Raw genomic sequence first — 26,843 nt, 5'->3', positions numbered from 1 at the left:
GACCCAGCGCCCCTGATGCCGCCCTTTTCTCCCGACGCCGACGCCCTCGCCATCACCCTCGCCGCCATCGCCCACGGCGCCGGCGCAAGGATCCTCGAAAGCCGTGCCAAAGGCTTCGCCACCCGCACGAAGGAGGACGGCAGCCCCTGCTCGGATGCCGATATGGCGGCGGAGGCGTTCATCGCCGCCGCGCTGGCCCGCGCCTTCCCGCAGGTGCGCGTGATCTCGGAAGAGAGCGCCGATACGGCGGCACCGGTCGGCCGGGAAGAGGCCTTCTTCCTCGTCGACCCGCTCGACGGCACGCGTGATTTCGTGGCCGGCGGGTCGGAATTCACGGTCAACATCGCCGCCATCGTCGCGGGCCGCCCGATCGCCGGCGTCATCCACACGCCCGCGGACGGCCGGTTCTGGATCGGCGGCGCAGCCGCCTACGCGACGATCGCGCCGGCCGGCGGCCCGCCGCCGGCGCGGGATAGCCTGCGGCCCATCCGCACCCGGCCGGCCTCCCGCAAGGCGCTGACGGCGCTCGCCAGCGCCCGCCACGGCGATCCGGAAACGGACCGCTTCCTCGCCGCCCTTGCCCCGCACGAGCGGCGCAATGCCTCCTCGGCCCTCAAGTTCTGCCTCGTCGCTGCGGGCGAGGCGGACGTCTATCCGCGCTTCGGGCGGACCATGCAGTGGGACGTCGCGGCGGGCGACGCCCTGGTCAGCGCGGCGGGCGGCATGGTGACGACGCCGGACGGCACGCGTGTCACCTATGGCGACATGACGGACGGCTTCGCCAACGGCCCGTTCATCGCCTGGGGCGATCCGGCCCTCGCCCGCGACACGGCGCTGCTCGCCGCCGCAGTCGGCGGCCGGACCTGAGCGGGCGCCGCCTGCGCCCGCCTTCGCCCCGACATTTTTGACGCAGAACGTCCCGCCGCGATTCGCTGCGGCACCGCCTCCGGGTAGGCTGCCGCGGGCGGTTATTTCCGGGAAATGAGCAGCTTTCCGCTTCCGTTTAGCAATCTCGTTAACGATTTGTGTTCCATGATGGGGAGCGGGCGGGCTTTAGTGCATGGAGTATTGCTGATGCGAGCCAGCTGGAAAGCGGCCTGGCGTGCCGCCATGACGATCGTCGCGGCGCTCCTTCTCGTCGCGCCCGGTGTCGCCCTCGCCCAGGGCGCGCCGGCACAGCAGGACACGTTCTCCCCCCAGGAACTCGTCCAATCGGGCCATAAGGCCTTCGGCAACGTCTCGCGCGGGCTCGCGCTGACGATCGAGGAGGCCGTGCGCCGCTGGGGCGAGCCCAACGGCTACATCGTCGGCCAGGAGGCCTCGGGCGCCTTCGTCGGCGGCCTGCGCTACGGCGAGGGCGTGCTCTACACGCGCAACGCCGGCGACCAGCGCGTTTACTGGCAGGGCCCCTCGGTCGGCTTCGACTTCGGCGGCGACGGCGCGCGCACCATGATGCTCGTCTACAACCTGCCGACGGTGAACTCGCTGTTCCAGCGCTTCGCAGGCGTCAACGGCTCGGCCTATCTGGTCGCCGGCTTCGGCATGACGGCGCTGAACGCCAATGGCATCACCATCGTGCCGATCCGCACCGGCGTCGGCGCCCGCCTCGGCCTCAACCTCGGCTACCTGAAGTTCACGCCGGAGGCGACCTGGAATCCCTTCTGAGCGTTCAGCCGGAGCGATTCGAATGACGGGTCCTTGACTGGAAAGACCGGTCAAGGCGTGCCATTTTCATGAAAAGCCGGCTCGGGGCCGGCCGGCTGCAACGGGCGTGAAGGGGAAGCGGGGCCGTGATCGAAGCGCTGATGATCTTCGCGCTCGGGTTCCTCGCGGCCACGCTCCTGGCGATCGTCGTGCTTCCCGCCGTCAACCGCCGCGCCGAGCGCCTGATCCGCCGCCGGCTTGAGGCGCAGTTTCCCCTCTCGATCGCGGAGCTGACGGCCGAGAAGGACCATCTGCGGGCCGAATTCGCCGTCGCGCTGCGCCGTCTCGAGCAGCAGCTCGAACGGGCGCGGGACCGGCATGCGTCGGCGCTCGCGGACATCGGCCGGCGAACGGCGGAGCTGAAGCAGCTCGAGGACGAAGGCGCGACCCTCGCCGCCACCATCGCCGATCTCGAAAGCCGCCTCGCCGAAACCCTCGCCACGCTCGAGGCGACGCGCGCGGAAGCGGCGCGGCTCGAGGCGGCCCTCAAGGAGACGACCGACAGGCTCGGCGCCCGCGACGAGGCCTACCGTGTGCTCGAGACGGCCCACAAGGACGCGCTGATCGACATCGATACGAAGCGCATCGCCGTCGCGGGGCTCGAGACCCAGCTCGCCAACCACGTCGACCGCATCGCCGACCTCGAACAGGTGCTCGCCGCCACGCGGGCCGATCTCGTCGCCGCGCAGGCCGGCCTTGCCGAGCGCGACAAGCTGCTGGAGAGCGCGCGCACGCACGAGGAGGTGCTGTCGGCCCGCATCCGTTCGCTCGACGACATGCGCCGCGAGCAGGCGACGCGCATCGAGGTGCTGGAGGCGAGCGAGGTCGATTATGCCGCACGCCTGACCGAGGCCTCGGCCGCCGCGTCGCGGCGCGAGACCGTTGTCGCCGAGCGCGATGCGGATCTGGCCCGTGCGCGCGATCTCATCGCGAAGCTCCGGGCCGAGGCGGCGGCGACTGACGAGAGGGAGCGGTCGACGGCCCGCGCCCTGGAAGAGGAGGTCGAACTGATGCGCGCCGAGAAACTGTCGCTCGAAGGGGCGTTGCAGCAGGCCCGCGCCGACCGTGCCCGCCTGCAGCGGGAGCTCAACCGCCTGCAGCGCGACATTCGCAAGCTGCCGGCCGAAGCGGGCGATGATGCCTCGCTGCTGCAGCGGATCGATCAGCTGGCCGATGCGATCATGGCGGCTCCGCAGCCGGAACCCGACCGGGCGGACGAGGAGAAGAAGCCGGTCGCCCGGCAGACGGCGTAAGGCCGCTCCCGCGGGCCGGCGACGCTCACAGCGCCGCCGAATCCTCCGCCGTCAGGCTCGCGCCCGTGATGCGCGGCTCGATGAAGGCGACGACCCGCTCCGCGAGCGCCTCCGCATCGGCCGCGGCCGCATCGAGCAGCAAGTCCGGCGACAGCGGCGGCTCGTAGCCTTGGCCAACGCCGGTGAAGGTCGCGATCTTGCCGTCCTGCGCCTTCGCGTAAAGCCCCTTGGGATCGCGCGCGGCGCAGACCTCCGCCGGCGTATCGACGAAGACCTCGACGAACTCGCCCGGCGCGAAGCGCTCGCGCAGCCGCTCCCGGTCCGCCCGCACGGGCGAGACGAAGGCGCAGAGCACGACGAGGCCGGCATCCAGCATCAGCCGCGCCACCTCGCCGGCCCGGCGCACGTTCTCGGCGCGGCTCGCAAGGTCGAAGCCGAGATCGGCATTGAGCCCCTGGCGCAGGTCGTCCCCGTCGAGCACCGTCGTGTGACGGCCGAGGGCGTGCAGCTTGCGCTCCACCAGATTGGCGATGGTCGACTTGCCCGACCCCGGCAGGCCGGTGAACCAGACGGCAAGCGGGCGCTGGTGCTTGAGACCCGCGCGTGCCGCCCGGTCAACGTCGAAGCCGTGGCGGTGCACGTTCGTGGCCCCGAGGGCCTCGACCGCCATGCCCGCCGCGACGGTGGCGTTGGTGAACCGGTCGATGAGGACGAAAGCGCCCGTGGCGCGGTTCTCGTCATAGGGGTCGAAGGCCACCGGCGTCACGGTGTCGATCTCGACGACGCCGATGCCGTTGAGGGCGAGACTGCCCGCCTCACGCTCGTCGAAGGTCTCGACGTCGATGGCGTTGCGGATCGCCCGGACGGTGGCCGGCACGGTGCGCGTGCCGAGCTTCATGAGATAGGACCGGCCCGGCGCCAACGTGTCCTCGCTCATCCACACGAGCCGGGCGGCGAGGCGGGAGGCGACCGCCGGCCGCGCCTTCGGGTCGGCCAGCACCTCGCCGCGCGGGGCGTCGATCTCGTCGGCAAGCACCAGCGTCACGGCATCGCCGGCGCGGGCCGTCTCCCGGTCGCCGTCGAAGGTGACGATGCGCGTCACGCGGCTCGTCTTGCCGGAGGAGGCGGCCACCACCTCGTCGCCGACGCGCACGACGCCGCCGGCGAGCGTGCCCGAGAAGCCGCGGAAGTCGAGGTTCGGCCGGTTGACCCACTGCACGGGAAAGCGCAGCGGCCCGTCCGTGCGCGCCGCCTCGACCTCCACCTCCTCGAGATGGCCGACGAGCGTCGGGCCGTCGTACCAGGGGGTGTTGGCGCTCGGCGCGGCGATGTTGTCGCCGAAGCGCGCCGAGACCGGGATCGGCACGATGGACGAAAAGCCGAGCTTGCCGGCGAAGGCGGCGTAGTCGGCGACGATGGCGTCGAAGCGCTTCTCGTCGAAGCCGACGAGGTCGATCTTGTTGACGGCGAGGATGACGTGCCGGATGCCGGTGAGCGCCGCGATGACGCTGTGGCGCTTCGTCTGCGTCAGGACGCCCTTGCGGGCGTCGATGAGGATGATGGCGAGCTCGGCGTTCGAGGCGCCGGTCGCCATGTTGCGCGTGTACTGCTCGTGGCCGGGCGTATCGGCGACGATGAAGGAGCGGCGCGGCGTCGAGAAATAGCGGTAGGCGACATCGATGGTGATGCCCTGCTCGCGCTCGGCCTCGAGCCCGTCGACGAGCAGCGCGAAGTCGATGTCGCCGCCCGTCGTGCCGTGGCGGCGCGAATCCTTCTCAAGTGCCGCGAGCTGGTCCTCGAAGATGGCGCCCGTCTCGTGCAGCAGCCGCCCGATCAGCGTCGACTTGCCGTCGTCCACCGAGCCGCAGGTGAGGAAGCGCAGGAGGCCGCGCGCGGGCGCAGCCGGCAAGGGCGCGGGGCGGGCGAGCGTTGCGACGGCGTTCATCAGAAATACCCCTCGCGCTTCTTGCGCTCCATGGAGGCCTTGTCGTCCCGGTCGATGACGCGACCCTGCCGTTCCGACGCGCGCGAGGCCATCAGCTCGTCGACGATCGCCTCCAGCGTCTCGGCATCGGATTCGACGGCGCCGGTCAGCGGATAGCAGCCGAGCGTGCGGAAGCGGACCTTGCGCAGCTCCGGCTTCTCGCCGGGGTTGAGCGGCATGCGCTCGTCGTCGACCATGATGAGCGCGCCGTCGCGTTCCACCACCGGCCGCTCCTTGGCGAAATAGAGCGGCACGACGGGAATGTTCTCGGCGAGGATGTAGTGCCACACGTCCCGCTCGGTCCAGTTGGAGAGCGGGAAGACGCGCATCGATTCGCCCGGGTTGATGCGGGTGTTGAAGAGGTTCCACAGCTCCGGCCGCTGGCTGCGCGGCTCCCAGCCGTGCTGGGCGTTGCGGTGGGAGAAGATGCGCTCCTTGGCGCGGCTCTTCTCCTCGTCGCGGCGCGCCCCGCCGAAGGCGGCGTCGAAGCCGTACTTGTCGAGCGCCTGCTTCAGGCTTTCCGTCTTCATCACCTGGGTGTGCAGGGACGAGCCGGAGCGGAACGGATCGATGCCGCGCGCCTTGCCCTCCGGATTGACATGAACGATCAGCTCCCAGCCGAGCTCGCGCGCCGTCTGGTCGCGGAAGGCGATCATCTCGCGGAACTTCCACGTCGTGTCGACATGCATCAGCGGGAACGGCGGCTTGCCCGGGAAGAAGGCCTTGCGGGCGATGTGCAGCATCACCGACGAGTCCTTGCCGATCGAATAGAGCATCACCGGGTTGCGGAACTCGGCCGCCACCTCCCGCATGATGTGGATTGCCTCCGCCTCGAGGCGGGCAAGATGCGGCGTGAGGCCAAGGCGGGGCGCCTCGGCCCGGGCCGGTTCGAGGACGGAGAGAGCGGCGGCGTCGGAGCGATACATGGTCGTTGACGTCTTTCGCGAAATCAGAGCCGGCCGGCGGAGCTGCGGCGCCAGGGATGCCCGCCGGCGACCGGCGGGGCGGCCTCGTCGCGGCTCGCGGGCTGGTAATGCAGGGAGACGAGATTGATGCGGCCGTCACTGAGCGCCGCGATCGTGCCTTCGTGCGTGATCTCGAGCGCATCGAAGCCGCAGCGCAGCATGAAGCGCAGCTGGTCGCGCAGCACGTTGCCGGTGGCGCGCAACTCGCCGCGATAGCCGAAGCGCTCGCGCAGGATGCGCGCCGTCGAGTAGTTGCGCCCGTCGGTGTATTTCGGGAAGGTCAGGACGACGAGCGACAGGCGGTCGATGTCGTCCTCCAGCCCGTCGAGCCCCTCCCCCGCCTCGATGACGACGCCGAGCGGCGCATTGCGCCCGGCGAGCCCGTCACGTTCGGCGATGAAGCGCGCCTTGGGCAGCGCCACCGGCCCCTCGGCCGGCAGGGCCTCGTCCGCGCCGAGGATGCGCCAGGGATCGTCCGCGACGAAGGAACCGTTCCTGTAGAGGGCCATCAGGCGCTCCTCCTCTCGACACCCGCCTTGGAGACGTGGATGCCGCATTCGATCTTGGCCGAGCCGCGCCAGCGCCCGGCGCGCGGGTCCTCCCCCGCGGCGACCGGCGTGGTGCAGGGCGCGCAGCCGATGGAAGGATAGCCGCGGCCGACGAGCGGATGGACCGGCAGGTCGTGCGCCCGGAGATAGGCGCGCACCTCCTCCATGCCCCAGGCGGCGAGCGGCGTGACCTTGATATGCGTCGCATCGGCCTCGAAGACCGGCATCGCCGTGCGCGTCGCGGCCTGGTAGCGCTTGCGGCCCGTGATCCAGGCCTCGAACGGCGCGATCGCGCGCGCCAGGGGCTCGACCTTGCGCAGCCGGCAGCACTCGTCCGCGTCGATGGCGAACATGGCGCCATAGGGGTCGAGCCGCTCCATCGCGGCCGCATCGGGCCCGACGGTGCGCACGTCGGTGAGGCCGAGGAGATCGACGAGTTCGTCGCGGTAGGCGAGCGTCTCCGGGAACAGCCGGCCGGTATCGACGAAGGTCACCGGCAGGTCGCGGTCGATGGTCGCCGCCATGTGCAGCAGCACAGCCGATTCGGCGCCGAAGCTCGACACGAGCGTGATGCGCTCCGGGAAGAGCTTGCGGATGGCGAGGCGCATGATGGCGAGCGCGCCGAGGTCGCCATGGGCGGCCTCGAGCTCGCTCGCCCGCGCGGCGAGCGCGGGCGGGGCACTGCCGGGCGCCAGCTCCTCAAGCGTCGGCATAGAGCGCCTCCCGGAACGGGGTCTCGCCGAGCCGGCGGAAGGCGGCGAGGAAGGTCTCCTGCGGTCCCTCGCGCAGCCTGAGATAGGTCTCGACGATGGTTTCCACCGCGCCGACGACCTCCTCCGACGAGAAGCCCTTGCCGACGATCTCGCCGATCGAGCAGGTCTCGTCGCCCGAGCCGCCGAGCGTGATCTGGTAGAACTCCTCGCCCTTGCGGTCGACGCCGAGGATGCCGATGTGGCCGACGTGGTGGTGGCCGCAGGCGTTGATGCAGCCGGAGATCTTGATCTTGAGGTCGCCGATCTGCTTCTGCCGCTCGATGTCGGCGAAGCGCTCGGCGATGCGCTGCGCCACCGGGATGGAGCGGGCGTTCGCCAGCGCGCAGTAGTCGAGCCCGGGGCAGGCGATGATGTCGGTGACGAGCCCGGCGTTCGGCGTCGCGAGGTCGGCCTCGGCGAGCGCCGCATGGACGGCCGGGATGTCGTCGAGCCTGACATGCGGCAGCACGAGGTTCTGCTCGTGGCTGACACGCACCTCGTCGAAGCTGTAGCGCTCGGCGAGGTCGGCGATCAGCTCCATCTGCTCCGCCGTCGCATCCCCGGGCGGGGCACCGATGGCCTTCAGCGAAATGGTGACGATGCCGTAGCCCGGCACCCTGTGCGGGGCCACGTTGCGCTCGACGAAACGGGCGAAGCTGCGGCTGTCGGCCTTCGCCGCCTCGAAGGCGGACGAGCGCGCGGACAGTTCCGCGAAGGCCGGCGGCGCGAAATAGGCGCGGATGCGGGCGATCTCCTCCTGCGGCATCGTCAGGGCGCCGCGGGCGCGGATGTCCTCGTATTCGGTCTCGATGTCGCGCGCGATCTCGTCGACGCCCGTCTCGTGCACGAGGATCTTGAGACGCGCCTTGTACTTGTTGTCGCGCCGGCCGTGCATGTTGTAGACGCGCAGGATCGCCTCGCAATAGCTGAGCAGCTCCGCCTCGGGCAGGAAGTCGCGCACCTTGCGGCCGATCATCGGCGTGCGGCCGAGGCCGCCGCCGACCCAGACGGCAAAGCCGGTCTCGCCGGCCTCGTTCCGCTTCACCTGCAGGCCGATGTCGTGCACCTGGATGGCGGCGCGGTCCGCCTCCGCCGCCACGACGGCGATCTTGAACTTGCGCGGCAGGAAGGTGAACTCCGGGTGCAGCGACGACCACTGCCGGAGGATCTCGGCATAGACGCGCGGATCGGCGATCTCGTCCGCGGCCGCGCCGGCGAAATGGTCCGCCGAGACGTTGCGGATGCAGTTGCCCGAGGTCTGGATGGCGTGCATCTCGACCTCCGCGAGCTCCTTGAGGATCTCCGGCACCTCTTCGAGCTTGATCCAGTTGAACTGCAGGTTCTGCCGCGTCGTGAAATGGCCGAAGCCGCGGTCGTAGCGCCGCGCGATATGGGCGAGCCGCCGGAGCTTGCGGGAATTCAGCGTGCCGTAGGGAATGGCGATGCGCAGCATGTAGGCGTGCAGCTGCAGATAGACGCCGTTCATCAGCCGGAGCGGCTTGAACTCGTCTTCCGTCAACTCGCCCGAGAGGCGGCGCGCCACCTGGTCGCGGAATTCCTCCACGCGCTCGGCCACGAACTGCCGGTCGAATTCGTCGTAGCGGTACATGGGACTGTCGTCTCCGGATGCGCGGGGTTCAGGCGGCGATGACGGACGGATCTTCGCCCGGCATGACGATGGTGGGGCGCCGTGCGGCGCGGATCGCCTCGCGCAGCAGCACCGGCACGAGCCGGCCGTCGTCGCCCTCGGTCATGGCGACGAGATAGACATCGACGACGAGGTTACGGGCGCCGTCCGCCTCGCCCAGGGCGAGCAGGGCATCCGCCGCTTCCTTCGTCTCGGCCACCTCGGCCTCGGCGATGTCGGTCGACCAGCGCCCGTCCGCCGTGCGGAATACGACGAGGCCGCTGTCGAGGGCATTGGCGGTCACGACCTTGGGACCGGCGCCCTTGGCATCCTTCTTCATCAGGCTCTCCTTCAGGCGGCGCCGGCGAGCGCCGGCTGCCTGCGGGGGATCGGTTCGGCGATGGGTTCGGCCGCCTCAAGATCGCCCTGGGCGAGCGCGGGGCCGACGAGAATGAGGACGGGGCCGTCAACGTCGGCCCGCGCCGACAGCGCCGGCAGGTCGGCGAGCATGCCGGCGAGCAGCCGGCGCGTCACCCGCCCGGCGTTCTCCACGGCGACGACCGGCGTGTCCGGCGCGACGCCGGCGGCGAGGAAACGCGCCTGCGTCTCCTCAGCCACCGTGCGCCCCATGTAGACGGCGACGGTGCCGCCGGCAGCGGCGATGGCCGGCCAGCCGGCCGGCTCGCCGCCCTCGGCGCCGTGGCCGGTGGCGAAGGTGAGCGAAGAGGCGACGCCGCGCAGCGTAAGCGAGGCCTGCGCATCGGCGGCGGCCGCGAGCGCGGCGGTGACGCCGGGCACCACCTCGGCGCGGATGCCGGCGGCTCTGAGCGCGGCGAGCTCCTCGCCGGCCCGGCCGAAGACGAGCGGATCGCCCGCCTTGAGGCGCGCTACCCGCTTGCCCTGGCGGGCGAGGCGCACGATGAGGCCATCGATCTCCGACTGTGAAATGGAATGGCGCCCCTTGGCCTTGCCGACGGCGATGCGCTCGGCATCGCGGCGGCCCATATCGACCACCTCCTGCGGCACGAGCCCGTCATGGACGATGACGTCGGCCTCGAGCAGCAGGCGCTGCGCCCGGAGGGTCAGGAGATCGGCGGAGCCGGGGCCGGCGCCGATGAGCCAGACGACGCCGTCTTCCCCGGCGCTGGCGGACAGGGCCGTGAGGGCGGCCCGGCGTGCCCCGCCGAGGTCGCCGGCGAGCGCGAGCCGCCCGGCCGGGCCGTCGAACAGGCGGTTCCAGAACCTGAGGCGCGCGCTGTTGGTGGGAATGGCCGCCGTCACGGCGGTGCGCAGGGAGCGGGCGAGCTCGCCGAGCCGGCCGAATTCCGGCGCCAGCATCGCCTCCACGGCGGCGCGGATGCGCTGGGCGAGGACGGGGGCAAGCCCGTCCGTCGAGATGGCGACGGCGACGGGGGCCCGATCGACGATGGCCGGCACGGCGAAATCCGACAGATGCGGCCGGTCGACCACGTTGACCGGCACGCCGGCGGCGCGGGCGTGGGCGGCGAGCCGGGCGTCCTCGCCCTCGTCTCCCGTGCCGATGAAGACGAGCGCCGCCTCGGCGAGATCTTCGGCGGCGAGATCGCGGGCGCGGTGATCGATGCCGTTCGTTTCAACGAACGCGGCAAGGGCCGGTTCCAGCGCCGGCGCGACGAGCCGCAGCCGCGCCTGCGACCGTCCGAGCAGCCGCAGCTTGGCGAAAGCCTCGTCTCCGCCGCCGACAATCACGACCAGCCGGTCGCCGACATCATAGGAGATCGGAAAATAGCGCAGGCCGCTCACGAATTCACCGTCAAGTTGCGTGAATTTGATCTTTAAACACAGTACCACGTGATAATTGGATTAAAAATACAAAACTGATATGTTATTAATCTCGTTGCGAGATGGCCTGGGCTGCAGCCGCCGGACCCAGGCCCATGGCAGCATGACCATCGCCACCCGGCCGCGGCGCCCAATAGGCCAGCAGCAGGAAGGCGAGCCAGGCGCCCAGGACGATGGCCGCATGACGGAGCAGCGAGAGCTGTTCGGGCGAGAGCACGATATTCCACATCCCAATCCGATATTTGTTCGATCGTACAATTCTTTCCGTCTCTCGTGAATAGGATAATTTCACTGAAATTATAAGTGGTATGTTTCTTAGAAAGGCACAAATCGTCCGGTTTAGCGGAATTTTTCGATTGACAGGCCGATCGGCCAGACCGATAGTGCGCCCCGTGCCGGCCGCCCGTGCGGTCGCACCGCGGTGATTTGACCCATGCAGCTTGCGCCGCGTCACCAAACGCTAAAGCGCCACGAACGGTCTTCGTGGCTCGAGGATCGGAGATGACGATGACGCCCCTGGCGAAGTTCCATGACGAAGCGACACACCGGCCCTGCCGGCGAATGTGTTGTCGCTCCATGATGGGCTGACGGACCCTTCCGCAGCCGGCCCGGTGCGGCCGTTTTCTGACACTACCCTTCTTTCATCAGCCGGAATCGCGCCTTCTCAGCCGATCCGCTCATCCGTGACATTTCGGGTGCCTCGCCGGCTTTGGCGAGACCGGCACGGACAACGCACGAGGACAATCATGACCCGTTTCGCTCTCGACCGCCGCGCCTTCGGGGCGCTCGTCGCAGCCGGCCTCCTCCTTGGCTCCACAGCCCTCGCCGCCGCCGAGACCATCAAGCTCGGCGTCATCGGCGGCGACGAGGAGGAGATCGCGGAGGTCGCCAGCAAGGTCGCGGCCAAGGACGGCCTGACCATCGAGATCATCGCCTTCTCGGACTACACGCTGCCCAACGAGGCGCTCGACCGCGGCGACATCGACGCCAACGCCTTCCAGCACAAGCCTTATCTCGATGCGCAGATCGCCGCCCGCGGCTACAAGATCGTGCCGGCCGGCTACACCATCGTCGAGCCGATCGGCTTCTATTCCGCAAAGCACAAGGAATTCGCCGCCCTGCCCGAGGGCGCCAAGATCGGCATCCCCAACGATCCGAGCAACGGCGGCCGTGCGCTGCACCTCCTCGCCGGCAACGGCCTCATCAAGCTCAAGGACGGCACGGGCCTGACGGCGACGCCGCTCGACATCGCCGAGAACCCGAAGAAGGTGAGCTTCGTCGAGACCGACGCCGCCCTCCTGCCGAAGCAGCTGCCGGACCTCGACGGCGCGGTCATCAACACCAACTACGCGCTCGGCGCCGGCTTGAACCCCACCGACGACGCGCTGGTGCAGGAGAGCCGCACGGACAATCCTTACGGCAACTTCGTCGCCGTGCGCGCCGCCGACAAGGACAAGCCCTTCGTCGCCAAGCTGGTCGCCGCCTACCAGTCCAAGGAGGTGGCCGACTTCCTCACCGAGCGCTTCAAGGGCGCGGTGCTGCCGGCCTGGTGAGGCCGGGCGATCCTCGCCGAGCCGGACCGTCCCTCTCCGCGCAACGTTGGGAGAGGGGCTGCGGTCCCGCCGCTCGCATGCACCACGCCCCGGGAGAACGCCATGTTCCACGCCTACATCATCGAGGTGGGCGGCGAGGCGGCCGGCATCCTGGCGCGCGAGGGGGAGCGGTTCCGCTTCCACGCCACGGCGCGCGCCTACGAGCCGCTCGAAGGCCGCATCTTCGCCGACCCGTGGACGGCCCAGCGCGCCGCCCGTCTCGCGCTGAAGGATGATCAACGGGGGGCTCGCGCCCGCGGCCGAATGACGGCATAAGGCCGCAAGGCCACCGCACGCCCCCGGAAAAGAGAATGACCGTGAACGCCCATTCCCCCATCGCCGCCGACGCGGCGATCCCCGCGAGCGACGAGGCGGAGGATGCCATCATCCGCTTCGAGGGGGTCGCCAAGTCCTTCCCGGCGCGCAAGAGTTCGGCCGCCGTGCATGCGCTCGCCGGCATCGACCTTGCCGTGCCGCGCAGCTCCGTCGTCGGCGTCATCGGCCGCTCCGGCGCCGGCAAGTCGACGCTGATCCGCCTCGTCAACGGGCTCGAGAAGCCCACCGCCGGGCGCGTCATCGTCGACGGCACGGACGTTGCCGGGCTCGGCGAGGGCGCGCTGCGCTCCGTGCGCCGCTCGATCGGGATGGTGTTCCAGCACTTCAACCTCCTGTCGTCGCGCACGGTCTTCGACAACGTCGCCCTGCCGCTCGAGATCGCGGGCACCGACGCCGCGACGATCAAGGCGCGGGTCACGCCGCTGCTCGATCTCGTCGGCCTCGCCGACAAGCGCGGGCGCTATCCGGCCGAGCTCTCCGGCGGGCAGAAGCAGCGCGTCGGCATCGCCCGCGCGCTCGCCACGCAGCCCAAGGTGCTCCTGTCCGACGAGGCGACCTCCGCGCTCGATCCCGAGACGACGCGCTCGATCCTCGACCTCCTCGGCACCATCAACCGCGAGCTCGGCCTCACCATCCTGCTCATCACCCACGAGATGGCGGTGATCCGCGCGATCGCGCAGCGCGTCGCGGTGCTCGATGCCGGCCGCATCGTCGAGCAGGGCGACGTCTTCGACCTGTTCACCCGGCCGCAGCACGAGACGACGCGGAGCTTCCTCGCCGCCGAATCCGGACGCGAGTTGCCGGCCTTCGTCGCCGACCAGATCCAGGCCGAGCCGATCCCCGGCGGACAGGTGGTCGTGCGCATCGTCTTCCGCGGCCCCTTCGCCACCCATCCCGTGCTGTCGCAGGTGACGCGCGAGCTCGGCATCGACGTCAACATCCTCGGCGGCGCGGTCGATTCCATCGCCGGCCGTCCGTTCGGCACGCTCATCGTCGGGCTGCCGAACGACGGCACGTCGCTCGACAAGGCGCTCGCCTTCCTCAAGGAGCGCGATCTCGATACGGAGGTGCTCGGCCATGTCGCCTGAAATCGCCCGTCTCATCCTGCAGGCGACCGCCGACACGCTCTATATGGTGCTCGTCGCGACGGCGCTCGGCACGCTTTTCGGCCTGCCGCTCGGCGTCTTCCTCGCCACGAGCCGCCGCGGCGAGCTATTGTCGGCGCCGTGGCTCAACGGGGCGCTCGGCTTCATCGTCAATGCCACGCGCTCGACGCCCTTCATCATCCTCGTCGTCGCCATCATTCCCTTCACGCGCCTCGTCGCCGGCACGTCGATCGGCACCACGGCGGCCATCGTGCCGCTGACGGTGGCGGCGACGCCCTTCATCGCCCGCCTGATCGAGGCGGCGGTGCGGGAGGTCGACCAAGGGCTTATCGAGGCGGCTCGCGCCATGGGCGCCTCGCCCCTGCAGATCGTCGCCAAGGTGCTCGTGCCCGAGGCGCTGCCCGGCATCGTGCTGGGCCTCACCCTCGCCATCGTCAGCCTCATCGGCTACTCGGCCATCGTCGGCGTCGTCGGCGGCGGCGGGCTGGGCGACCTCGGCATCCGCTACGGTTACCAGCGCTTCATGCCCGAGGTGATGGCGGCCGTCGTCATCGTGCTCATCGTCCTCGTGCAGGGCGTGCAGAGCCTCGGTGATCGCCTGGCGCTCAGGCTCAACAAGCGCCTGCGCCACGCCTGATCTCGTTTCCGCAGTTCCACACCACTGGGGGTTATTCCTTATGTCCATCCGCATTCTCACCGCCGCCCTTGCCGCCGCCATCGGCCTCGGCGCGGCCTCCGCCCAGGCGGAGACGATCAAGATCGGCGTGACGCCCGGCCCGCACGCCCAGATCCTCGAGGCGGTGAAGCCCGTCGCCGCCAAGAAGGGCCTCGACATCGAGATCATCGAGTTCTCGGACTATGTCGTGCCGAACACCGCGCTCGACGCCGGCGAGCTGCAGGCCAACTCGTTCCAGAACCAGCCCTATCTCGACAACCAGGTGGCCGACCGCGGCTTCAAGATCGAGAGCGTCGGCCTCACGGTGAACTTCCCGCTCGGCATCTACTCGAAGAAGCACAAGTCGTGGGACGAGGTGCCGGACGGCGCCACCATCGCCATCCAGAACGACCCGACGAACGGCGGGCGCTCGCTCCTCCTCCTGCAGGACAAGGGCGTCATCAAGCTGAAGGACGGCGTCGGCTTCAAGCCCACCGTCGCCGACATCGTCGAGAATCCGAAGAAGCTGAAGTTCCTTGAGGTCGACGCCGCCCAGACGCCGCGCTCGCTGGACGACGTCGCCGCCGCGGCGGTCAACACGAACTATGCCGTCTCGGCCGGCCTCACGCCGCAGGATGCCATCCTGCGCGAGGACGCCAAGGGTCCCTACGTCAACCTGATCGCCGTGCGCAGCGCCGACAAGGACAAGCCCTGGGTGAAGACGCTGCTCGAATCCTATCACTCGCCGGAGGTGAAGACCTTCGTCGAGGAGACCTTCAAGGGCGCCGTCCTGCCGAGCTGGTAAGCGCCTGTCTTTTCCTCCCGAGCCTTGCCCCGGCCCCTGGCCGGGGCTTTTTTGTCTGGCGCCCTCGAAGGCGCAGGCGTTGCACCGTGCGCCGGGGGCTCTATCCTGCCGCAGGAAGGCAATGGGGAGGCAACACTTGTCGATCGCGCGGGTCCTGGCCTGGTCGCTCGCCTATTTCGTGCTGGCGTACTACGCGCAGATGTTCGCCGGCGGCGCCGACGGCATCGTGCCGGTCTGGCCGGCCATCGGCATCGCACTGTTCCTCGTCCTCCGGCACGGGCCGGCCGGCCTCCTGCCGGTGGCCATCGGCGGCGCGGCAACGGTCGCCAACGCCTACGCGGAGCCGCTGCGCCTCGCCGCCGAGCTCCTCCTTGTCGGGGCGACGATCGTCGGCGCCCTCGCCGCCCGCCATGCCTGCCGCCTCGCCGGCGGTGCCGCCGACATGTTCGGCCGCACGCGGGACATGGTCGTCTTCCTCATTGCCGGCTGCCTCGTCATCTCCGCCGTCGCGGCCCTGATCGGCGTTCTCGTCCTCTACCTGACCGGCGCCTTCCCGGGCACAGAGCGCCTCGTCGACCTGCCGCCGCGCTTCATGACCTGGTTCATCTCGGACCTTGCCGGGACCGTGCTCGTCACGCCGCTGCTGATGGCCTGGAACGGCCGCGAGGAGTTCGGCCGGCCATCACTCGTCAGCCTCGCCTGCTGGCTGGCGCTCATCGTCGCCGCCATAACCGCCTGGCTCGTCGACTTCACGCCCGATGTCGAGAACGCGGCGATGCTGCTCCTGTTCGGGCCGACACTCGCCGCGGCGGCACTGACCACGAAGCCGCGCGCCTTCACGGCCATCGTCCTGTCCGGCGCCTTCATCGCCGTGACCGTGGTGGTGGACAACATCTATGAGACGCAGCAGGGCCTGCGCCGCGAGACCGTGGCGCTGCTTCTCGTGCAGCTGTACCTCGTCTCCATCGTGGAGACGCATCTCGTGCTCTATGCCGCGATCACGGAAAGCCGCCGCTCGATCGCCGAGCGGGTCAATCTCTCCAAGCACTTCTCGCCCAACATAGTCGATCTCATCGCCCGGCTCGGCCGCCCCTTCGAGAAGCCGCACCGCCAGCCGGCCACGGTCCTGTTCTGCGATCTGCGCAATTTCACCCGCCTGTCGGAGGCGGAGGGGCCCGAGGCGACCATCGCCCTCCTCAGGGATTTCCACGCCACCATGACGGATATCGTCTTCCGCCACGAGGGGACGCTCGACCGCTATCTCGGCGACGGCCTCATGGCGGTGTTCGGCATGCCCGAGCCCTCGCCCGACGATGCGCTGCGCGCGATCGCCTGCGCGCGCGAGATGCAGGAGGCGCTCGCCGGCATCAACGAGCGGCGGCGCACGCGGGGGGAGGCGCCGCTCGACATGGGCATCGGCCTGCATACGGGCGAGGTGATGCTCGGCGACATCGGCTCGGAGACGACGCGGTCGGTGACCGTCATCGGCGACACGGTAAACGTGGCGAGCCGGCTGCAGAGCCTGAGCAAGGAAATCGATGCCGCCATCGTGCTGAGCACGGAAACGCGGGCGGCGGCGCTGAAGGCCTGCAGCGGCGATACGGGCCTGCTCTCCGGCCTCGTCCACGTGGGCGCCATGACACTGCGCGGACACAGCCGGCCGACCGATACCTGGTCGCTGCCGCGAATGCACCCGGCGGTGCCCGCCGCCTGAGCGGCGGGCCCAATTGCCGGATCTCGCGCCCGTCAGTCCTTGGCGCGTTCCACGTAGGAGCCGTCGGCCGTCATGATGACGATGCGAGTGCCGGTGCCGATGTGCGGGGGCACCATGGTGCGCACGCCGTTCGACAGGATGGCCGGCTTGTAGGAGGACGAGGCGGTCTGGCCCTTCACCGTCGGCTCCGTCTCGACGACCTCGAGCGTCACGCGCTGCGGCAGGTCGATGGCGACCGCGTTGCCCTCGTAGATGGAGAGCATGCAGGCCATGCCTTCCTGCAGGTAGACGGCCTGATCACCGATGACGTCGCCCGACACGGGCAACTGGTCGTACGTCTCCGGGTTCATGAAAATGTAGTTGTCGCCATCCTGATAGAGATAGGTGTGCTCGCGATCCTCGACATAGGCGCGCTCGACCTGCTCGGTCGTCTTGTAGCGCTGGCTCGTCTTGGTGCCGTCGGACAGGCGGCGCATGTCGATCTGCGTGGTGGGCGTGCCCTTGCCGGGAAAGAAGCTCTCGGCCGAAAGGACGACGTAGAGCTGACCGTCCACCTCGAGAATGTTGCCCTTGCGCACGGAGCTGGCGATGACCTTCACTGATGTAACCTCTGTTGTCGCTTGTCCTTGGGCAGCCCCGGCTCCAATATCCGGCCGGCCCGTGAAACGTCGGCGCGCACCATAGAGCATCGGAGCGAAAAGTGGGAACCGCTTTTCGCTTCCTCCCCGCCGCGCGGCTTCTCACGCTCGTCCAGCCGCGCTAGAAGTCCCGCCATGCCGAACACGACCGCCTGGTGGCGCCCCCATTTCCATGCCGATCGCCGGCCGCTGCTGCTCACGCGCGGGCGTGTGAAGGAGGCCCTGCGCCGCCTGTTTGTCGACGAGGGCTTCACCGAGGTCGAAAGCGGCATCCTGCAGGTCTCGCCGGGTAACGAGACGCACCTGCACGCCTTCGCCAGCGCCCTTCTCGGCGCCGATGGCGTGCCGCGCCCGCTCTATCTGCACACCTCGCCGGAATTCGCCTGCAAGAAGCTGCTGGCGGCGGGGGAGACGCGGATCTTCGACTTCGCCCGCGTCTTCCGCAACCGCGAGCGCAGCGACCTGCACCATCCCGAGTTCACCATGCTCGAATGGTACCGGGCCGAAACCGACTATCGCGCCATGATGGCGGACTGCGCCCGCCTCCTGCCGCGCGCCGCCGAGGCGGCGGGCGCCACGCGCCTCGCCTTCCGCGGCCGCGAGGCGGACCCCTTCGCGAAGCCCGAGGAACTCACCGTCGTCGAGGCCTTCGCGCGCCATGCCGACATCGATCTTGCCCCGACCCTCGGGCCGGACGGGGCGGACAACGACCGCGACCGGCTCGCGGCGCTTGCCGGCGAGCGCGGCATCCGCACCGCCACCGACGACACCTGGTCGGACATCTTCAGCCGCATCCTGTCCGAGCGCATCGAGCCCGGGCTCGGCTGCGGCCGGCCCACCCTCCTCACCGACTATCCGGCGAGCGAAGCGGCGCTGGCCCGCCGCAAGCCGGACGACCCACGCCTTGCCGAGCGCTTCGAGCTCTATGCCTGCGGCGTCGAGCTCGCCAATGCCTTCAGCGAGCTGACGGACCCACACGAGCAGCGCCGGCGCTTCGAGGCCGACATGGCCGAGAAGGAGCGCATCTACGGCGAGAGCTACCCCATCGACGAGGAGTTCCTTGCCGCGCTTGCCCTGATGCCGGCAGCGAGCGGCTGCGCGCTCGGCTTCGACCGGCTGGTGATGCTGCTCGCCGGCGCTCGGCGCATCGAGGACGTCATCTGGACACCGATGCCGCGCGAAGAGGAGAGCCGGCCATGACCGCTCCGTTCAGGCGCCCGCTCACGCGGGCCCGGCAACTCGTCGACGCCGGTCTTGCGCCCCCGGAGAAGCTCGAAGCGCTCGAGGCCGTCGCCGCGCGCTATGCCGTCTCCATCACGCCGACCGTGGCGGGGCTGATCGACGCGGACGATCCCGACGATCCCATCGCGCGCCAGTTCGTGCCCGATGCGGCCGAGCTCGTCACAAGCCCCGAGGAGAGGGCCGATCCCATCGGCGACGATGCCCACAGCCCCGTCGAGGGCATCGTCCACCGCTATCCCGACCGGGTGCTCCTGAAGCTCGTGCACGTCTGCCCGGTCTATTGCCGCTTCTGCTTCCGCCGCGAGATGGTGGGCCCCTCCGGCCACGGCACGCTCTCGGGCGACGCGCTCGCCGCGGCCCTCGGCTATATCCGCGACACCGAGGCGATCTGGGAGGTCATCCTGACCGGCGGCGACCCGCTCGTCGCCTCACCCCGCCGTCTCGCTGAGGTGATGCAGGCGCTGGCGGGCATCGATCACGTCAAGGTGGTGCGCTTCCACAGCCGGGTGCCCGTGGTGGAGCCCGGCCGCATCGACGATGCGCTGGTTGAAGCCCTCAAGGCGTCGGGCAAGGCGACCTATGTCGTCGTCCACGCCAACCACCCGCGCGAACTGGGCGAGGAGGCATGCCAGGCCCTCGCGCGGCTGGCGGATGCCGGCATCGTGCTGCTCAGCCAGACGGTGCTGCTCGCCGGCGTCAATGACGATCCCGCCGTTCTCGGGGCGCTGATGCGCCGCTTCGTCGAGAACCGCATCAAGCCCTATTACCTGCACCACGGCGATCTCGCGCCGGGCACCGGCCATTTCCGGACGGGCATTGGCGAGGGGCAGGCCCTGATGCGGGCCCTGCGCGGGCGCTGGTCGGGCCTGTGCCAGCCCACCTATGTGCTCGACATCCCCGGCGGCCACGGCAAGGTGCCGGTCGGCCCGTCCTATATCGAGACATCCCCTGACGCAGAACGGTTCACCATCAGCGACCCCAACGGCGGCACGCACAGCTACCCGCCCGGGACGGATCAGGAAGGGTAAAGCGGCAGGGCCGGAATGGCCGCGCCGTCCTCACTCAGAACCACGTAGCGAAAGCCGGCCTGCCGGGCGTGGCCGAGCACGAACGCGAGGTCCGGCGCGGCAGCGCACAGGGCGGAATCCTCAAGCGCCGTAACGGGAAAGGCATGGCCGTCCTTGACCGAGATGACGGACCACAGCCGCGGATCATAGTCGGCGATACGCCGCCGCGTCTCGGCGCACAGGTGCAGGATGGAACAGACCAGCGTGCCCCTGCGCATCCGCTTGCGCCGGCCAGCCGGGCGGCCGCGCTCATGGGCCGAAGTCGAGGCCGAACTCATCACCGGCGCCTCCCCTTATGAAACATCTGGGGGGAACTGAGCACGCGCCGTGCCAGACCGGCCGTGCGAGGCCACACCGGCATCGGGACAGGCGAGGAAACGGGAGGCGAAGGTGGATTGCCGTGTGCGGGCGATCACGCGCGCCGGCGGCGACCCATCCAGCTGACGATCATCGGCAGCGCGATGCCGATGCCGAGGAAGCGGGCGAGGTGGTGCGACCCGACGAAGATCGGATCAAGCCCCATGATGAGGGCGAGCACCGTCATCGCCTCGAGCCCGCCGGGCGCGAAGGCGACCAGTGCCGTGCCGAAGGGCACATGGGCGAGGCCCGCCGCCGCGAAGGCGAAGACCGAGGCGACGATGATGGACAGGACGAAGGAGGCGAAGGCGGCCGGCATGCTGGCGACGAGCGCGTGCCGGTCGACTGAGCGGAAGCGCGCACCGATGAAACAGCCGAGCAGCACGAGGCCGAAGGTGGTGATGCTGGGCGGCATCAGCCCATCGACGATGGAGAGCGCATGCGCCGTGCCGCTGACCAGCGTGGCGCCGAGCAGCAGCGGCGCGGCCATGCGCAGCCGGCGCAGGACCTCGCCGACGCCCCAGCCGAGGAGGAGCACCACGCCGAGCGACAGGGCACTCATCGCCATGCCGCCGAAGACGATGCCGCCCTGCCCGCCCTCGAGCGCGAAGAGCACGCTCGGCAGGACGACGACGAGGACGGCGAGGCGGAAGGACTGGACGACCGCGATGGGGCCGACGCTGGCGTTCCTGTCGGCCGCGACGGCCATGACGGTGGACAATGCACCCGGCATGGAGGCGAGCAGCGCATCGAGCCGGTTCCACCGCGACAGCCGCACCAGCCACAGGCCGGATGTGATGACGACGGCCGCGACGCTCAGCGCCAGCAGCATGAGGCTCGCCGGATAGCGGGCGAAGGCGGCCATCGCTTCCGGCGTCGCGGCCGCCCCCATGGAGGTGCCCGCGAGCAGCATGGCCGCATCGGCGAGGCCGGGCGCCATCGGCACCGCGCGGCGGGCGGCGCACAGCAGGCCGACCGCGACGACGGAGCCGGACAGCCAGGCGGCCGGAACGTCGAGGAGATGGAAAACGAAGCCGCCGGCCGCCGCAACGAGGATCTGGCCAACCTGCCGAAGGCCGTTTCGCACCGTCTCGCGATCGCGCAGCATCCGCCCGTCCGTCTCCCTGTCTCCGGCGATGCCCCTTCAATGCACCGCCCGGACGGCTTCGCCAAGGGCGCCCGGCGCAGGGCGGCCCTGCCGAGGGCGAAGGACGCTCAGGTCAGCGCGCGGGCGAGGCGGGCGACGGCCTCCTCGAGATCCTCCGCCTTGCGGGCGAAGCACAGGCGCAGGAAGCGCTCTCCACCGGCACCGAAGGCCGTGCCGGGCGCAAGGCCGACATTCGCCTCGTCGACGAGGCGGATGGCGAGGCGGCGCGTATCATCCTCGCCGTCGACGCTGAAGAAGAGATAGAAGGCGCCGGCCGGCTCCGCGAAGCGCACGCGGCCCGTCGCGGAAAGGCCGCGGCAGACGATGTCGCGCCCCGCCTTCGCCCGCGCGGTCTGGTGGGCGATGAAGCCTTCGCCCTGGTCGAGCGCGGCGATGCAGGCGCGCTGGATGAAAACGGCGACGCCCGAGGTCGCATATTGGATGAGGTTCTCGATCACGTCGCCGAGGACGGGCGGCGCCTCGAGCCAGCCGACGCGCCAGCCGGTCATGGCCCAGTTCTTCGAGAAGGTCTGCACGAAGACGATGCGGTCCTCCGCATCCATCACGTCGCGGAAGGACGGCGCGCGCTCCGAGCCGTCGTAGACGAAGCGGCCGTAGATCTCGTCGGCGATGATCCACAGGCCGTGCCGGCGCGCGAGGGCAAGGATAGCGGCGAGCTCCTCGCGGCTCGCAGTCCAGCCGGTCGGGTTGGCGGGGGAATTGATGCAGATGACTCGCGTCGCCGGCGTGATCGCACGCGCGAGGCGGTCGAGGTCCAGCGTCCAGCCGGCATTGCTGAGCTGCATCGGCACGGGGACGGGCGTCGCGCCGGCGATGCCGATGGCTGCCTCGAAATTCGGCCAGGCCGGCGTCGGCACGACGACCTCGTCGCCGCTGCCGACCAGCATGCGCACGGCGATCTGCAGCGCCTGCATGCCGGAGCCCGTGACATAGAAGCGCTCGGCCTCGTAGGTCTTGCCGTAGAGGCGCGAGATGTAGCGCGCGAGGGCCTCGCGCAGCTCGGGGATGCCGCGCTGCCAGGTGTAGAAGGTCTCGCCCGCCGCGAGCGAGCGTGTCGCCGCCTCGGCGATGAAGGCCGGCGTCGGCATGTCGCCCTCGCCGACCCACAGCGGGATCAGGCCGGGCCGCGTGCGGCCGTGGTTGACGACGTCGACGATGCCGCTGGCGGGAGCCTCGCGGGCTTCGCGGCGCAGGCTGGACAACAGGGAAAGATCGGTCACGACGGGACGCTCGCCGGCAGTTTGGACTGCCGCGCTCCTACACCATCGCAGCGCCACGAGCCATGAATTGTGGCGATGAACCGATCAAACTTCATGAAGGATGCGCAGGCGAGGGCCGCCGCGCACGCCCTCAGACGCTCCGGCTCCTGAGGAGGTCGCGGATCTCGGTGAGCAGCTTGACGTCCGCCGGCGGCTCGGGAGCCGTCTCCGGCGCCTTCTCCTGCTGGCGCTTCAGCCGGTTCATCGCCTTGACGACCATGAAGAGCACCCAGGCGATGATGACGAACTTGAGCGCGATGGTGAGGAAATTGCCCCAGGCGAGCACCGCCCCCTGCCTCCTCGCCTCCTCCAGCGAATTGGCCGTCACCTCGGATGCGAGCGGCAGGAAATAGTTGGAGAAATCGAGCCCGCCGGTGATGGCGCCGACGATCGGCATGATGATGTCGTCGACCATCGACGACACGATCGCGCCGAAAGCCGCGCCGATGATGACGCCGATGGCGAGGTCGACGACATTGCCCTTGAGCGCGAATTCCCTGAATTCCTTCAGCATCCTGCCCCTCCCTGCCGAAAGCGATGCAGTGTCGTGATGCGCCGCAGGTTACCGCAAGCGCGCAGGCGATACACGGGGAAATTGCAGATCCTGCACCATGGGCCGCCACCCGCGGTGCGCTTTAGTCCAATGGCCTTCGCCGCGCGGGGGCGGTAGGCTCCCCGAAGGTCGCGCGGCGCGACCGGATGTCGTTGGAGGCGTCGTCGGACATGCTGGCCGGCTGGGTGGTCGTTCTCGCAGCCCTCGTCTATCTGTGCGGTCTCTTCGCCGTCGCCCATGCCGGCGACACCTTCGCCCGGGGCGTGATGGACGGGCGCATGCGCGCCACGATCTACGCGCTTGCCCTCGCGGTCTACTGCACCAGCTGGACCTTCTTCGGCTCGGTCGGCCTCGCCGAGCGCTCGGGGCTCGATTTCCTCACCATCTATATCGGGCCCATCCTCGTCATCGGGCTCGGCCATCGCCTCGTCGGGCGCATCGTGCAGCTCGCCAAGGCGCAGAACATCACCTCGATCGCCGACTTCGTGGCCGCGCGCTACGGCAAGAGCGACCGCGTCGCCGCACTCGTCGCCGTCATCGCCGTGGTCGGGGCCGTGCCCTACATCGCCCTGCAGCTCAAGGCGGTGTCGTCCTCGCTCGAGGTCTTCCTCGCGGCCACGGAAGACCACGGGCTCGGCCGCTCGATCTTCGGCGACCTCGCCCTCCTCGTCGCCGGCGTGCTCGCCGCCTTCGCCGTCGCCTTCGGCACGCGCCAGATCGATGCGACGGAGCATCACGACGGCCTCGTCCTCGCCATCTCGCTCGAGAGCGTCGTCAAGCTCTTCGCCTTCCTTGCCGTCGGCTTCTTCGTCACCTTCTGGATGTTCGACGGCCTCGGCGAGCTGTGGCGGCGGGCGGGCGAAGCCGCGGATCCCGGCATCATCTCGCGCACGTCCGAACCGGTGAGCTTCCTCACCCTGACGGTGCTTGCCGCCGGGGCCGCCATCCTCCTTCCGCGCCAGTTCCACATGACGATCGTCGAGAACCGGCACCCGGCCGACATCCGGCGCGCGGCCTGGATGTTCCCGCTCTATCTCGTCCTCATCAATCTCTTCGTCATCCCCATCGCGCTCGCCGGCGAGGTGATCTTCCCGCGCGGCTCCATCGACTATGACATGACGGTGCTGGCCCTGCCGCTCCACGACGGCGCGGTGCTGATGGCGCTCGTCGCCTTCATCGGCGGCCTCTCGGCCGCCACCGCCATGGTCATCGTCGATTCGGTGGCGCTCGCCATCATGATCTCCAACGACCTCGTCATGCCGCTCGTGCTGCGCCGGCGCGGGCGCCGCGGCGAGGACGAGCGGACGGATGCGGGCGACCTCGGCCGCTTCGTCGTCATGGTGCGGCGCATCGCCATCGTCGCCGTCATCCTCTTCGCCTATGTCTATTACCGCGCCTCGGGCGAGGCGGCGCTCGCCGCCATCGGGCTCCTGTCCTTCGCCGCGGTGGCGCAGATCGGCCCGGCCTTCTTCGGCGGCCTCGTCTGGCGGCGCGGCACCGCGCTCGGCGCGAGCGCCGGCCTCGCCGCCGGCTTCGCCATCTGGGCCTATACGCTGCTCCTGCCGAGCCTCGCCGGCAGCGAGGGGATCTGGCACGACCTCGTCCGCAACGGGCCCTTCGGCCTTGCCGCCCTCAGGCCCACGGCCCTGCTCGGCACCGACCTGCCGCAGCTTACGCACGGCGTCGTCTGGAGCCTCGCCGTGAACGTCGCCGCCTATGTCGGCTTCTCGCTCATGCGCCCGGCCAACCCGATGGAGCGGCTGCAGGCCAACGTCTTCATCGCCCGCGACAGCGCACCCATGGCCCAGGCCTTCCGCCTGCGCCGCTCGGCCGTCACGGTCGACGACCTGCGCTCCACCGTCGGCCGCTATCTCGGCACGGAGCGCACGGACGCCGCTTTCGCGAGCTTCGCCGCGAGCCGCGGCGTCACCCCGAACGGCAGCGCCGAGGCGGACATCCACCTCCTGCGCTTTGCCGAGCACCTGCTCGCCTCGGCCATCGGCGCGGCCTCCTCGCGCCTCGTGCTGTCGCTGCTGCTGCGCCGGCGCAACGTCTCCACCAAGGCGGCCCTCAAGCTGCTCGACGACGCCTCGGCGGCCATCCAGTACAACCGCGACCTGCTGCAGCATGCCCTCGACCACGCGCGGCAGGGCATCACGGTGCTCGACAAGGACCTGCGCCTGATGTGCTGGAACCGGGCCTTCCGCGAGCTTTACGACTTGCCGGAGGAGCTCGTGCACGTGGGCGTCGGCCTCGAGGAGATCGTGCGCTTCAACGCCGAGCGCGGCTCCTACGGCAAGGGCAACCCGGATGACCTGATCGCCGCGCGCCTCGAGAGCTTCGTCAACGACACCGAGCCGGTCCGGCTGAGGCTCTATCCCTCCGGCAAGGTCATCGAGATCCGTTCCAACCACCTGCCCGACGGCGGCCTCGTCACCACCTACGCCGACATCACCGAGACCGTCGGCGCCGAGGAGGCGCTGGAGCGCGCCAACGAGACGCTGGAGCGGCGCGTGCGCGAGCGGACGGAAGAGCTCATGCGCCTCAACGAGGAGCTGCGCGGCGCCAAGGCCGCCGCCGACGAGGCCAATGCCTCCAAGACCCGCTTCCTCGCCGCCGCCAGCCACGACATCCTGCAGCCGCTCAACGCGGCGCGCCTCTATGCCACCTCGCTCGTCGAGCGCGACCGCAAGTCCGGCGACGCCGCGCTCGCCGAGAACATCGACGGCGCCCTCGACGCGGTGGAGGAGATCCTCACCGCCCTCCTCGACATCTCCCGCCTCGACACCGGGGCGCTCAAGGCCGAGCCGTCGCTCTTCCGGCTCGACGACATGTTCCGCGCCCTCAGGCGCGAGTTCGGCCCGATGGCGCGCGAGAAGGGCCTCGAGCTTGCCTTCGTCAACACCTCCGGCACGGTCAGGACCGACCGGCGGCTGCTGCGCCGCCTTCTGCAGAACCTCATCTCCAACGCCATCAAATATACGCCCACCGGCAAGGTGCTCGTCGGCTGCCGCCGGCGCGGCAACGGGCTGCGCATCGAGGTGTGGGACACGGGCCTCGGTATCCCGGCCTCGAAGCAGAAGGTGGTCTTCCGCGAGTTCCTGCGGCTCGAGCAGGGCGCCCGCGAGGCCCGCGGCCTCGGCCTCGGCCTCTCCATCGTCGAGCGCATCTCGCGCGTGCTCGACCACCCTCTGTCGCTGCGCTCGATCCCCGGCCGCGGCTCGGTCTTCTCCGTCGAGCTGCCGCTCGTCACGCCGCTGCCGGCGGGCCCGGCCGCCACCGAGGTGGAGCCCGCGCCGGCAGCACCGCTCAATGGCCTCGTCGTCCTCACCATCGACAACGAGAAGCAGATCACGGAGGGCATGCAGGTGCTGCTCGGCGGCTGGGGCTGCACCGTCCTTGCCGCGTCCGGCCTGAAGCAGGCGCAGGACGTGCTGCGCCGCAAGGGCACCCGGCCGGACGTCATCATCGCCGACTACCACCTCGACGAGGGCGACGGCATCGAGGCGATCGTCGCCCTGCGCTGGAAACTGGCGCGCGAGCTGCCGGCGGTGCTGCTCACCGCCGACCGCTCGCCCTCCGTGCGCGCCGAGGCCGCCGCCAAGGACATCCACGTGCTGCACAAGCCGCTGAAGCCGGCGGCCCTGCGCGCGCTGCTGACGCGCTGGAAAGCGCTCAGGATCGCCGCGGAATAGGG

At 69.9% G+C, this 26,843-nt stretch carries 25 protein-coding genes; 12 read left to right on the top strand and 13 right to left on the bottom strand.

The features are described from left to right. Positions 1–15: 15 nt before the first annotated feature. From GGR16_RS11545 to GGR16_RS11535, 3 genes are all read left to right on the top strand, one after another. The gene (locus GGR16_RS11545) at positions 16–867 is read left to right on the top strand and encodes a 3'(2'),5'-bisphosphate nucleotidase CysQ family protein (RefSeq protein ID WP_183316677.1); all 852 of its coding nucleotides are present in this window, start codon (positions 16–18) and stop codon (positions 865–867) included. Positions 868–1,074: 207 nt separating this feature from the next. Beyond that, positions 1,075–1,665: a DUF1134 domain-containing protein gene (locus GGR16_RS11540; RefSeq protein ID WP_019400228.1), complete on the top strand. Its 591-nt coding sequence runs from the start codon at positions 1,075–1,077 to the stop codon at positions 1,663–1,665. Positions 1,666–1,790: 125 nt separating this feature from the next. Then, positions 1,791–2,957 carry a coiled-coil domain-containing protein gene (locus tag GGR16_RS11535; protein ID WP_183316676.1) on the top strand — a complete coding sequence of 389 codons (1,167 nt, stop codon included), beginning with the start codon at positions 1,791–1,793 and terminating at the stop codon, positions 2,955–2,957. 25 nt (positions 2,958–2,982) lie between these two features. Here the strand turns inward: GGR16_RS11535 and cysN are convergent, their stop codons facing one another. The 8 genes from cysN to GGR16_RS11495 form a co-directional block, all read right to left on the bottom strand. After that, the gene (gene cysN / locus GGR16_RS11530; protein ID WP_183316675.1) at positions 2,983–4,902 is read right to left on the bottom strand and encodes a sulfate adenylyltransferase subunit CysN; all 1,920 of its coding nucleotides are present in this window, start codon (positions 4,900–4,902) and stop codon (positions 2,983–2,985) included. Beyond that, positions 4,902–5,867 carry a sulfate adenylyltransferase subunit CysD gene (gene cysD, locus GGR16_RS11525; RefSeq protein WP_183316674.1) on the bottom strand — a complete coding sequence of 322 codons (966 nt, stop codon included), beginning with the start codon at positions 5,865–5,867 and terminating at the stop codon, positions 4,902–4,904. The genes cysN and cysD overlap by 1 nt, the downstream gene beginning before the upstream one ends. Before the next feature lie 23 nt (positions 5,868–5,890). Continuing rightward, positions 5,891–6,415 (bottom strand): DUF934 domain-containing protein, encoded by a 525-nt coding sequence (locus GGR16_RS11520; protein WP_183316673.1) that lies wholly within the window; start codon positions 6,413–6,415, stop codon positions 5,891–5,893. Beyond that, entirely contained in the window at positions 6,415–7,167 is a 753-nt protein-coding gene (locus GGR16_RS11515) for a phosphoadenylyl-sulfate reductase (protein ID WP_019400223.1), read from the bottom strand. The genes GGR16_RS11520 and GGR16_RS11515 overlap by 1 nt, the downstream gene beginning before the upstream one ends. Continuing rightward, on the bottom strand, positions 7,154–8,815 hold the full coding sequence (locus GGR16_RS11510; protein WP_183316672.1) for a nitrite/sulfite reductase: 1,662 nt from the start codon (positions 8,813–8,815) through the stop codon (positions 7,154–7,156). Before GGR16_RS11510 ends, GGR16_RS11515 begins: the two co-directional genes overlap by 14 nt. Positions 8,816–8,843: 28 nt before the next feature. Next, on the bottom strand, positions 8,844–9,173 hold the full coding sequence (locus GGR16_RS11505) for a DUF2849 domain-containing protein (protein WP_183316671.1): 330 nt from the start codon (positions 9,171–9,173) through the stop codon (positions 8,844–8,846). A gap of 11 nt (positions 9,174–9,184) precedes the next feature. Then, positions 9,185–10,615, bottom strand: coding sequence for a siroheme synthase CysG (gene cysG / locus GGR16_RS11500; RefSeq protein WP_183316670.1), 1,431 nt, complete (start codon positions 10,613–10,615; stop codon positions 9,185–9,187). A gap of 85 nt (positions 10,616–10,700) precedes the next feature. Further along, positions 10,701–10,883 carry a hypothetical protein gene (locus GGR16_RS11495; RefSeq protein WP_019400219.1) on the bottom strand — a complete coding sequence of 61 codons (183 nt, stop codon included), beginning with the start codon at positions 10,881–10,883 and terminating at the stop codon, positions 10,701–10,703. Between the two features lie 517 nt (positions 10,884–11,400). Here GGR16_RS11495 and GGR16_RS11490 point away from each other — a divergent pair. The 6 genes from GGR16_RS11490 to GGR16_RS11465 all read left to right on the top strand — a co-directional run bounded on the left by GGR16_RS11490 (position 11,401) and on the right by GGR16_RS11465 (position 16,862). After that, on the top strand, positions 11,401–12,207 hold the full coding sequence (locus GGR16_RS11490) for a MetQ/NlpA family ABC transporter substrate-binding protein (RefSeq protein WP_183316669.1): 807 nt from the start codon (positions 11,401–11,403) through the stop codon (positions 12,205–12,207). 102 nt (positions 12,208–12,309) lie between these two features. Further along, positions 12,310–12,522, top strand: a complete 213-nt coding sequence (locus tag GGR16_RS11485) for a hypothetical protein (RefSeq protein WP_019400217.1) — start codon at positions 12,310–12,312, stop codon at positions 12,520–12,522. Positions 12,523–12,557: 35 nt separating this feature from the next. Beyond that, entirely contained in the window at positions 12,558–13,670 is a 1,113-nt protein-coding gene (locus tag GGR16_RS11480) for a methionine ABC transporter ATP-binding protein (protein ID WP_019400216.1), read from the top strand. Beyond that, positions 13,660–14,325, top strand: coding sequence for a methionine ABC transporter permease (locus GGR16_RS11475; RefSeq protein ID WP_019400215.1), 666 nt, complete (start codon positions 13,660–13,662; stop codon positions 14,323–14,325). Before GGR16_RS11480 ends, GGR16_RS11475 begins: the two co-directional genes overlap by 11 nt. Positions 14,326–14,365: 40 nt before the next feature. After that, entirely contained in the window at positions 14,366–15,148 is a 783-nt protein-coding gene (locus GGR16_RS11470; RefSeq protein WP_019400214.1) for a MetQ/NlpA family ABC transporter substrate-binding protein, read from the top strand. Between the two features lie 136 nt (positions 15,149–15,284). Further along, entirely contained in the window at positions 15,285–16,862 is a 1,578-nt protein-coding gene (locus GGR16_RS11465; protein ID WP_019400213.1) for an adenylate/guanylate cyclase domain-containing protein, read from the top strand. 32 nt (positions 16,863–16,894) lie between these two features. On the opposite strand, the gene efp is transcribed toward GGR16_RS11465, so the two are convergent. Continuing rightward, positions 16,895–17,461: an elongation factor P gene (efp, locus tag GGR16_RS11460; protein ID WP_019400212.1), complete on the bottom strand. Its 567-nt coding sequence runs from the start codon at positions 17,459–17,461 to the stop codon at positions 16,895–16,897. A gap of 174 nt (positions 17,462–17,635) precedes the next feature. Here efp and epmA point away from each other — a divergent pair, with 174 nt between their 5' ends. Beyond that, positions 17,636–18,700: an EF-P lysine aminoacylase EpmA gene (gene epmA / locus GGR16_RS11455; RefSeq protein WP_019400211.1), complete on the top strand. Its 1,065-nt coding sequence runs from the start codon at positions 17,636–17,638 to the stop codon at positions 18,698–18,700. Then, entirely contained in the window at positions 18,697–19,770 is a 1,074-nt protein-coding gene (locus GGR16_RS11450; protein ID WP_183316668.1) for a lysine-2,3-aminomutase-like protein, read from the top strand. The genes epmA and GGR16_RS11450 overlap by 4 nt, the downstream gene beginning before the upstream one ends. Here GGR16_RS11450 and GGR16_RS11445 read toward each other — a convergent pair. The 4 genes from GGR16_RS11445 to mscL all read right to left on the bottom strand — a co-directional run bounded on the left by GGR16_RS11445 (position 19,758) and on the right by mscL (position 23,107). Next, a complete protein-coding gene (locus GGR16_RS11445) occupies positions 19,758–20,087 on the bottom strand; it encodes a DUF5983 family protein (RefSeq protein ID WP_156332696.1) in 330 nt (109 codons plus the stop codon). The two genes, GGR16_RS11450 and GGR16_RS11445, sit on opposite strands and share 13 nt — an antisense overlap. Before the next feature lie 134 nt (positions 20,088–20,221). Further along, positions 20,222–21,274: an AbrB family transcriptional regulator gene (locus GGR16_RS11440; protein WP_183316667.1), complete on the bottom strand. Its 1,053-nt coding sequence runs from the start codon at positions 21,272–21,274 to the stop codon at positions 20,222–20,224. 107 nt (positions 21,275–21,381) lie between these two features. Continuing rightward, positions 21,382–22,554 (bottom strand): pyridoxal phosphate-dependent aminotransferase, encoded by a 1,173-nt coding sequence (locus GGR16_RS11435; RefSeq protein WP_343059672.1) that lies wholly within the window; start codon positions 22,552–22,554, stop codon positions 21,382–21,384. 130 nt (positions 22,555–22,684) lie between these two features. Further along, positions 22,685–23,107, bottom strand: coding sequence for a large conductance mechanosensitive channel protein MscL (mscL, locus tag GGR16_RS11430; protein ID WP_019400206.1), 423 nt, complete (start codon positions 23,105–23,107; stop codon positions 22,685–22,687). Between the two features lie 209 nt (positions 23,108–23,316). Here mscL and GGR16_RS11425 point away from each other — a divergent pair, with 209 nt between their 5' ends. After that, entirely contained in the window at positions 23,317–26,841 is a 3,525-nt protein-coding gene (locus GGR16_RS11425) for a hybrid sensor histidine kinase/response regulator (RefSeq protein WP_053193376.1), read from the top strand. The last annotated feature ends 2 nt before the right edge of the window (positions 26,842–26,843 follow it).

The organism is Chelatococcus caeni (genome assembly GCF_014196925.1).
GTDB lineage: Bacteria > Pseudomonadota > Alphaproteobacteria > Rhizobiales > Beijerinckiaceae > Chelatococcus_A > Chelatococcus_A caeni.
This window is presented reverse-complemented; position numbering and strand designations above follow the sequence as displayed.